Source organism: Rugamonas violacea (assembly GCF_016461825.1).
Taxonomy (GTDB): Bacteria; Pseudomonadota; Gammaproteobacteria; order Burkholderiales; family Burkholderiaceae_D; genus Rugamonas.
The window spans coordinates 41,791-48,233 of sequence record NZ_JAEMNU010000147.1; the positions used below are offsets into that span (position 1 = coordinate 41,791).

Consider the following 6,443-nt stretch of genomic DNA (forward strand, 5'->3'; position numbering starts at 1 on the left):
ATTATTCCTTGGAGGTCGAAGCCGCCTTGGCCGCGACCTTGGCGTCTTTCGCCTCCGGTTTGGCGGCGGGTTTGCTATCGGGCTTGATGGCGGGGGCGGCCGGATCGAAATCCATCGCCACGGTTTGCGCCGTGACGGGGGCGCCCGGACGCACGCGCTGCAGGCCGTTGACGACGATCTTCTCGCCGGCTTTCAGGCCCTCGCGCACCACGCGCATGCCGTCGATGGTCTGGCCCAGCTTGACCGGACGGTATTCGGCCTTGCCGTCGGCGCCGACGACGAAGACGAACTTGCGGTTCTGGTCGGTGCCGACGGCGCGTTCGTTGATCATCAGCGCGCTGGTGATCTCCTTGCCGCCGTGGCCGGCGCCCAGCTGGACGCGGGCGAACAAGCCCGGCACCAGCGCGTTGTCGGCGTTGACGAAGGTGGCGCGCATGCGCACGCTGCCGGTCTGCGGGTCGAGCTGGTTGTCGACGAATTCGAGCTTGCCCTCGTGCGGGTAGCCGCTCTCGTTGGCCAGGCCGACCTTGACGATCACCGCCTCGCCCTTGTGGGCCTGGGCGCCGACGCGCAGGAAGGTGTCCTCGTCGCCCTCGAAGCTGGCGTAGATGCGGTCGGTCGAGACCACCGAGGTGAGGATGGCGGCGCCGTCGATCAGGTTGCCGACGGTGATCTCGGCCTTGCTGACGCGGCCGTTGATGGGCGACTGCACCTGGGTGTAGTTCAGGTTCAGCTTGGCCGCTTCGAACTGGGCGCCGGCGGCGCGGGCGTTGGCGTCGAGTTCCTTCAGGCCGGAGGCCTTCTCATCGTACTCGCGCTGGGCGATGGCCTTGTCGGCCAACAGCTTCTCGGCGCGCGACAGTTCCAACTTGGCCAGGTCGGCCTTGGCGCGGGCCGACGAGGCGGCCGCTTCGGCGCGGTTCATCTCGGCCTGGTAGGGACGCGGATCGATGACGAACAGGACGTCGCCCTTTTTGACTTCGCTGCCCGGCTTGAAGTTGACGGCGGTGATGAAGCCGCTGACGCGCGAACGGATCTCGACCCGTTCGACGGCTTCGATACGGCCGGAGAACTCCTGCGTCTCGGTGATTTGCTGTTCCACCACGACGGCGGCGGAGATCGGCGGGCCGCCGGCGGCCGGCGCTTCCGCCGTTTTGCCGGTGGCGGAGTCGCAACCCGAAAGGCCGAGTGCGGCCAGTCCCGCCAGCGCCATGGCGGCGGCCAAAGGCCTTGCCGCGACGGTCAATTGTTTAATGTTTTTCATGTTATTTCCTTTTTGTATGAAAATATTTAATAAATATGGCGAGCCCGGCCCACCCGGTGAAAATGTCGAGAAAGCACGGTCCTGCGGCGCCCCGATGGCTGGGGGCGTCGTTCTACTGTCTACTGATTACTGCGGGGTACTGCTGAAGGGGTGGGAAACCCTGTCAGACCGGTGACTCCGGCCGGTCCAGGCTAGCCATGAAATTGGCGATTTCCCCAAGCGCGATGACTTTGCAGGCGCATTCGTTACGGGCCCCCGGCTCTTGCAGGGGGGCGGGCGGCAAGCGGCTGACGGTGGTCTTGACGCCACAGGCGATCAGCTTGGTGCCATATTGTTCGGCTTCGTCCCGCAAGGGATCGTCCTCCGCCGACAGGATCAGGGCCGGCGGCAAATTCTTCAATCGGCTCGACTGCAGCGGCGAGGCGTACGGATGGGTCCGGTCGGCGGCGTTCGGCAGGTAGCCGCGATAGCCGGCGGCGCAGGCGTCGGCCACTTCGACCATCTCGCGCGCCGACGGCAGCTCGCGCATCGAACAGCTGGTCAGGCCGGGATCGAGCATCGGCATGATCAGGATCTGGCCGGCCAGCGCCGGACCGCCACGGTCGCGCGCCATCAGCGTGCACACGGCCGCCAGGTTGGCGCCGGCCTCGATGCCGGCGACGATCAGCTGCTTGCCGCTCCAACCCAGCTTGCCCTTGTTCTTCTTGGCCCACAGCAGGATCGCGTGGGCGTCCTCCACTGCGGCGGGAAACGGGCTGACCCCAGCCAATGTGTAGCTGGTGGCCAGCACCAACTGTTCCGCATTGCAGTTCACCAGATGGCGCAGGAACATGTCGGCGTCTTCCAGATTGCCGCCGACGAAACCGCCGGCGTGGAAAAAGACGATCAAGGAATCGCGCTTGGCGGCCTCGCCGCGCGAATACAGCCGCGCCGGCAATGCCGTCTGTGCGCCGTTGACCGACAGGTTGCGGATCTTCAGGTCGTCGGCCAGCGGCCACGGCTCGACCGGCAGCGCCAGCGCCTCGCTCATCAGCGCACCGCCGTCTGGTTGACGGCGGGCAGGCCGGCGCTCGACTCGAACTCGTCGGCACAGGCCACGCTGCTGTCGCTGCTCACCTGGAGGGCCAGGGCACGGTAACCGCTCGCCTCGGCTTGCGCCGCGTGCGAATACTCGTCCGTGTATACGATGCTGGCCAAGGCGACCGAACTCAGCGCAAGCGCGATCGTCGCAAAGAATCCATCTCGATATGCCATGATATTTCCCTCCCAGTGAACGGCCAACTACTGCCGGTGCTGCGTGGATTCCTGTTGAATCCATGGTGCAGTACAGCAATCATAGACTTGATCTACAATCTGATAAAGAGTGTAAAATCGAATTGATTGTTCAGGAATCCGAACAATGAGGATGAAAGATGAATAAACTACAAGCGATGGAAGTCTTTGTGCAGGTGGTCGACTCCGGCGGCTTCACCCGCGCGGCCGAGAACATGCAACTGCCCAAGGCCACCGTGTCGACCCTGATCCAGGCGCTGGAGGCGGCGCTGGCGGTCAAGCTGCTGCATCGGACCACCCGCATGGTCAGCGTGACGGCCGACGGCGCCGCCTATTATGAGCGCTGCCTGCGCATCCTGTCGGACGTGCGCGAGGCCGAGGAGTCGCTGTCGCGCACCCGCCTCAGCCCGAGCGGCCGGCTGCGCGTCGACGCCCCCACCGGCCTGGCCGGCGACATCCTGATCCCCGCCCTGCCCGACTTTTTCGCCCGCTATCCGGACATCACGCTGGAACTCGGCTGCAGCGACCGCACGGTCGACCTGATCGAGGAAGGCGTCGACTGCGCCGTGCGCGGCGGCGCGCTGATCGACACCAGCCTGATCGCGCGGCGGGTCGGCATCATCCACTTCGTCACCTGCGCCGCGCCGGCCTACCTGGCGCGCTTCGGCCGGCCGACCCACCCGACCGATCTGGAACGCCACCAGTGCATCAACTACTTCTCCGCCCGCACCGGCAAGATCTTCGACTGGGACTTCGCCCGCGACGGCGAGCAGTACCGCATCCCCCTGCCCGGCCGCATCGCGCTGAACGACTCCAACGCCTACCTGGCGGCCGGCCTGGCCGGACTGGGGATTCTGCAGATGACCAACTTCCTGCTCGAACCGATGCTGGCCGACGGCCGCCTGGAGCTGCTGCTGCCCGACTGGACCTCCGACCCGTTGCCGGTGCACGTGGTGTATCCGCAGAACCGCCACCTGTCGGCCAAGGTGCGGGTGTTCGTCGAATGGGTCGCCGAACTGTTTTCCAACCATCCCGGCATGCGCCTGCCCAAGGCCAGCGCGCGCGCCCCCACCTTCGAGGTCGCCATATGAACCCAGCGCTTGCCCACAATATCGTCTTCCTCGACCGCGACAGCGTCGTCGCCAGCGTGCGCGCGCCGGCCTTCGCCCACCGCTGGAGCGAGTATCCGAGCACCGCCGCTGCGGCCGAGCCGAGCGACCCGGCCGGCGTCGTCGCGCGCCTGCGCGGCGCCAGCATCGCCATCACCAACAAGGTGCCGCTGCGCGAGGCCGCGCTGGCCCAGCTGCCGGACCTGAAGCTGATCGCCGTCGCCGCCACCGGCACCGACGTGGTCGACCTGGCGGCCTGCCGGGCGCGCGGCATCGCCGTCTGCAATATCCGCAACTACGCGGTGCACACGCTGCCCGAGCACACCTTCGCGCTGATCCTGGCGCTGCGGCGCAATCTGCTGGCCTACCGCGCCGACGTCGAGGCGGGCCTGTGGCAGCGCTCGACGCGCTTCTGCCTGCTCGACCATCCGATCGCCGACCTGGCCGGCAGCACCTTGGGCCTGGTCGGCTATGGCGCGCTGGGCCAGGCGACGGCGCGGCTGGCGCGCGCCTTCGGCATGAAGGTGATCGTGCACACGCGCTCGCCGATCGACGACGCCGAGGCGCGCCAGGTGGACTGGGACGAGCTGCTGGCAAGCTCCGACGTGATCAGTCTGCACCTGCCGCTCAACGACAAGACCCGCAACATGATCGCCGCGCCCGAGCTGGCGCGCATGAAGCGCAGCGCGCTGCTGATCAACACGGCGCGCGGCGGCCTGGTCGACGAGGCCGCGCTGGCCGAGGCGCTGCGGGCCGGCGTGATCGGCGGCGCCGGCTTCGACGTGCTGACACAGGAGCCGCCGCCGGCCGACAACCCGCTGCTCAATCTGCGCCTGCCCAACTTCATCCTGACGCCGCACAACGCCTGGGCCAGCGGCCAGTCCATGCAGGCGCTGGCCGACCAGCTGATCGACAACGTCGAGGCGTGGGCGGCGGGACGGCCGCGCAACGTGGTGGGGGCTTGAATGCGGACAGATGCGTTCGGTATGCGCCAAAACGGCTGAACGTATGGATTGGCGAGCATAAGGCCACCTCGAAAAACCGTCATTCCGCATCGGCGGACCGCCGCGCAGGCGGGAATCCATACCCCGCATGCCCATTGGCTCAGTATGGGTTCCCGCCTGCGCGGGAACGACAATTTGGTAGTTTTTCGAAGTGGCCATGACCCGACGCCCGGGGCGGGGTATTCTTTCCGGGCAATCAGTCTAATTCGGTTGAAACCGCTCGACTTCGGTCTAAAAGAGTCGAGAATCGCCGAGGCGCCAAATTTTATAGACTGAATTCGCCTTCGCGAAGAAATCTTGGGACCGGATTAGACTTTCCGCCTTTCTGAATTAGACCGAGTTGTACATCTTGGTTATTTTTTTAGACCGCATTCGCAGTTGATCATCAATGCGGGACCTGCAATTGGCGGCGCGAACCCAGTAGCCGTCGCCAGGAAAGCGCAGCCAGACGAAGCGCCACGCGTTGCGTCCGTTTGTGTGGCGGTTGGCGAACAGTGACGGAGTCAACGCTGTGCCATCGTCGGAAACGATGTGGTCGCCAACCACCTTGGCGAATTCGATGGTATCGCGATAGCTGGTTCGTAGGCTGGTTCCGTCGGGCAGGAAGACTTTCTTCCATTGAAAACCGCGCATAGCCGTGCCATTCTTGCGCAGCGCGAGTCGCTCCATTTCAACCGCCAGCCAACGTTGCACGAGTTCTGTCACAAAGGCTTCAGGCTTCACACCGGGACGTGTATCCATCAAATGGAGTTCCAGATCCACGAAATCGCATGTGGGCAGGTAGACAGCTTGCCTCGGTTCGTATTCCATGATTCAATCCTTCCGATATGGGTCTAAAAATTAGACTGAGCAATGGGAATTTAGTTCGTTTTAGATTTTCGCCTCGGAGAACGGGACCATATTAGACTTGCACTGTGATTTTATAGACCGTTTTCGACAAACGCCTAAGAATTTTGGACTGGATTCGCCTGGAACAGCTTCAAATAGACTGAAATAGACCAATTCCTGATTTGAAGTACCCCGCCCAAGAAGGGGCCGTGAGTACTCGCGAATTTCTGCGAAGAGGCGGTTTCCGTTTGAGGTGAAAATGCGTAGATTTTGCAGAAGAGCAAACTACTATACTGAACGCTGTTGGCCGGCTTCGGCCATAAACGGACGTCCAAGCCGCGAGCTAATTTTTGGGAAATTTTATGAAACGACTACTTGCTTCAATGGCGTTGTTGTTTGCAATCTCTTCCGCGCACGCCAGCATGATTTGGAGGGCGGTTGCAGTTGACTCTGCTCAACTTGACGGACTTACTAAGAACGAAGAGTTGCTGGCCCGTACGCTGTTGGCGACAAAAGGCGATCAAGCGATAAATCTCGACAAGGCGTGGCATGGTATTCACTTCCTGCTCAATGGAACAGCGTGGAAGGTGACCAGCACAGCTGGCCAAGCTGTACTTGGGGGGCGCGAATTTGGTGCGGATATGGGCTACGGCCCACCTCGGGTTGTATCGAAGGAGGATGTGGTGAAAGTAGCAAAAGCACTCTCCATGATCACATCAAAGGAATTGTCTGCCCGCTACAGCCCGAAAATAATGGAGGAAGAAGATATTTATCCTTCAAGCACTTGGCAACAAGAAGGGCCGCAAGCGCTCAAGTTTCTTTTGGATGGCTATGCCGAGCTACTTGCGTTCTATCAGCGTGCGGCGAAAAATGGCTCAATGCCGTTCCGTGTGGAATTTGACATCAGGTAACATGTCGGCTACCGCCATTTTTTGAGTTCACGAGTCCCTGATGAGTATTGCCGTC

7 protein-coding genes are annotated in these 6,443 nt (G+C 62.8%); 3 read left to right on the forward strand and 4 right to left on the reverse strand.

Annotated features, from left to right (window positions below; all coding sequences use genetic code 11):
* Position 1 precedes the first annotated feature (1 nt).
* The 3 genes from H7U20_RS27560 to H7U20_RS27570 all read right to left on the reverse strand — a co-directional run bounded on the left by H7U20_RS27560 (position 2) and on the right by H7U20_RS27570 (position 2,518).
* Positions 2 to 1,264 (reverse strand): efflux RND transporter periplasmic adaptor subunit, encoded by a 1,263-nt coding sequence (locus H7U20_RS27560; RefSeq protein WP_199762335.1) that lies wholly within the window; start codon positions 1,262 to 1,264, stop codon positions 2 to 4.
* 163 nt (positions 1,265 to 1,427) lie between these two features.
* Positions 1,428 to 2,294, reverse strand: a complete 867-nt coding sequence (locus tag H7U20_RS27565; RefSeq protein WP_199762336.1) for an alpha/beta hydrolase — start codon at positions 2,292 to 2,294, stop codon at positions 1,428 to 1,430.
* The gene (locus H7U20_RS27570; RefSeq protein WP_199762337.1) at positions 2,294 to 2,518 is read right to left on the reverse strand and encodes a hypothetical protein; all 225 of its coding nucleotides are present in this window, start codon (positions 2,516 to 2,518) and stop codon (positions 2,294 to 2,296) included. Before H7U20_RS27570 ends, H7U20_RS27565 begins: the two co-directional genes overlap by 1 nt.
* Positions 2,519 to 2,676: 158 nt before the next feature.
* Between H7U20_RS27570 and H7U20_RS27575 the strand changes: the two genes are divergently transcribed.
* Together H7U20_RS27575 and H7U20_RS27580 are read left to right on the forward strand one after the other, a co-directional pair.
* Positions 2,677 to 3,627, forward strand: a complete 951-nt coding sequence (locus H7U20_RS27575; RefSeq protein WP_199762338.1) for a LysR family transcriptional regulator — start codon at positions 2,677 to 2,679, stop codon at positions 3,625 to 3,627.
* Complete coding sequence (locus H7U20_RS27580; protein ID WP_199762339.1) at positions 3,624 to 4,610, forward strand: D-2-hydroxyacid dehydrogenase; 987 nt, start codon at positions 3,624 to 3,626, stop codon at positions 4,608 to 4,610. Before H7U20_RS27575 ends, H7U20_RS27580 begins: the two co-directional genes overlap by 4 nt.
* A 369-nt stretch (positions 4,611 to 4,979) precedes the next feature.
* Here the strand turns inward: H7U20_RS27580 and H7U20_RS27585 are convergent, their stop codons facing one another.
* Entirely contained in the window at positions 4,980 to 5,459 is a 480-nt protein-coding gene (locus H7U20_RS27585; RefSeq protein ID WP_199762340.1) for a hypothetical protein, read from the reverse strand.
* A gap of 380 nt (positions 5,460 to 5,839) precedes the next feature.
* Between H7U20_RS27585 and H7U20_RS27590 the strand changes: the two genes are divergently transcribed.
* Positions 5,840 to 6,388, forward strand: coding sequence for a YfbM family protein (locus H7U20_RS27590; protein ID WP_199762341.1), 549 nt, complete (start codon positions 5,840 to 5,842; stop codon positions 6,386 to 6,388).
* The last annotated feature ends 55 nt before the right edge of the window (positions 6,389 to 6,443 follow it).

What these genes read in the sequence shown, in the direction of transcription:
- H7U20_RS27565 (WP_199762336.1), bottom strand. Translation starts at nt 2,294, where the DNA reads ATGAGCGAGGCGCTGGCGCTGCCGGTCGAGCCGTGGCCGCTGGCCGAC.
- H7U20_RS27575 (WP_199762338.1), top strand. Translation starts at nt 2,677, where the DNA reads ATGAATAAACTACAAGCGATGGAAGTCTTTGTGCAGGTGGTCGACTCC.
- H7U20_RS27570 (WP_199762337.1), bottom strand. Translation starts at nt 2,518, where the DNA reads ATGGCATATCGAGATGGATTCTTTGCGACGATCGCGCTTGCGCTGAGT.
- H7U20_RS27560 (WP_199762335.1), bottom strand. Translation starts at nt 1,264, where the DNA reads ATGAAAAACATTAAACAATTGACCGTCGCGGCAAGGCCTTTGGCCGCC.
- H7U20_RS27580 (WP_199762339.1), top strand. Translation starts at nt 3,624, where the DNA reads ATGAACCCAGCGCTTGCCCACAATATCGTCTTCCTCGACCGCGACAGC.
- H7U20_RS27590 (WP_199762341.1), top strand. Translation starts at nt 5,840, where the DNA reads ATGAAACGACTACTTGCTTCAATGGCGTTGTTGTTTGCAATCTCTTCC.
- H7U20_RS27585 (WP_199762340.1), bottom strand. Translation starts at nt 5,459, where the DNA reads ATGGAATACGAACCGAGGCAAGCTGTCTACCTGCCCACATGCGATTTC.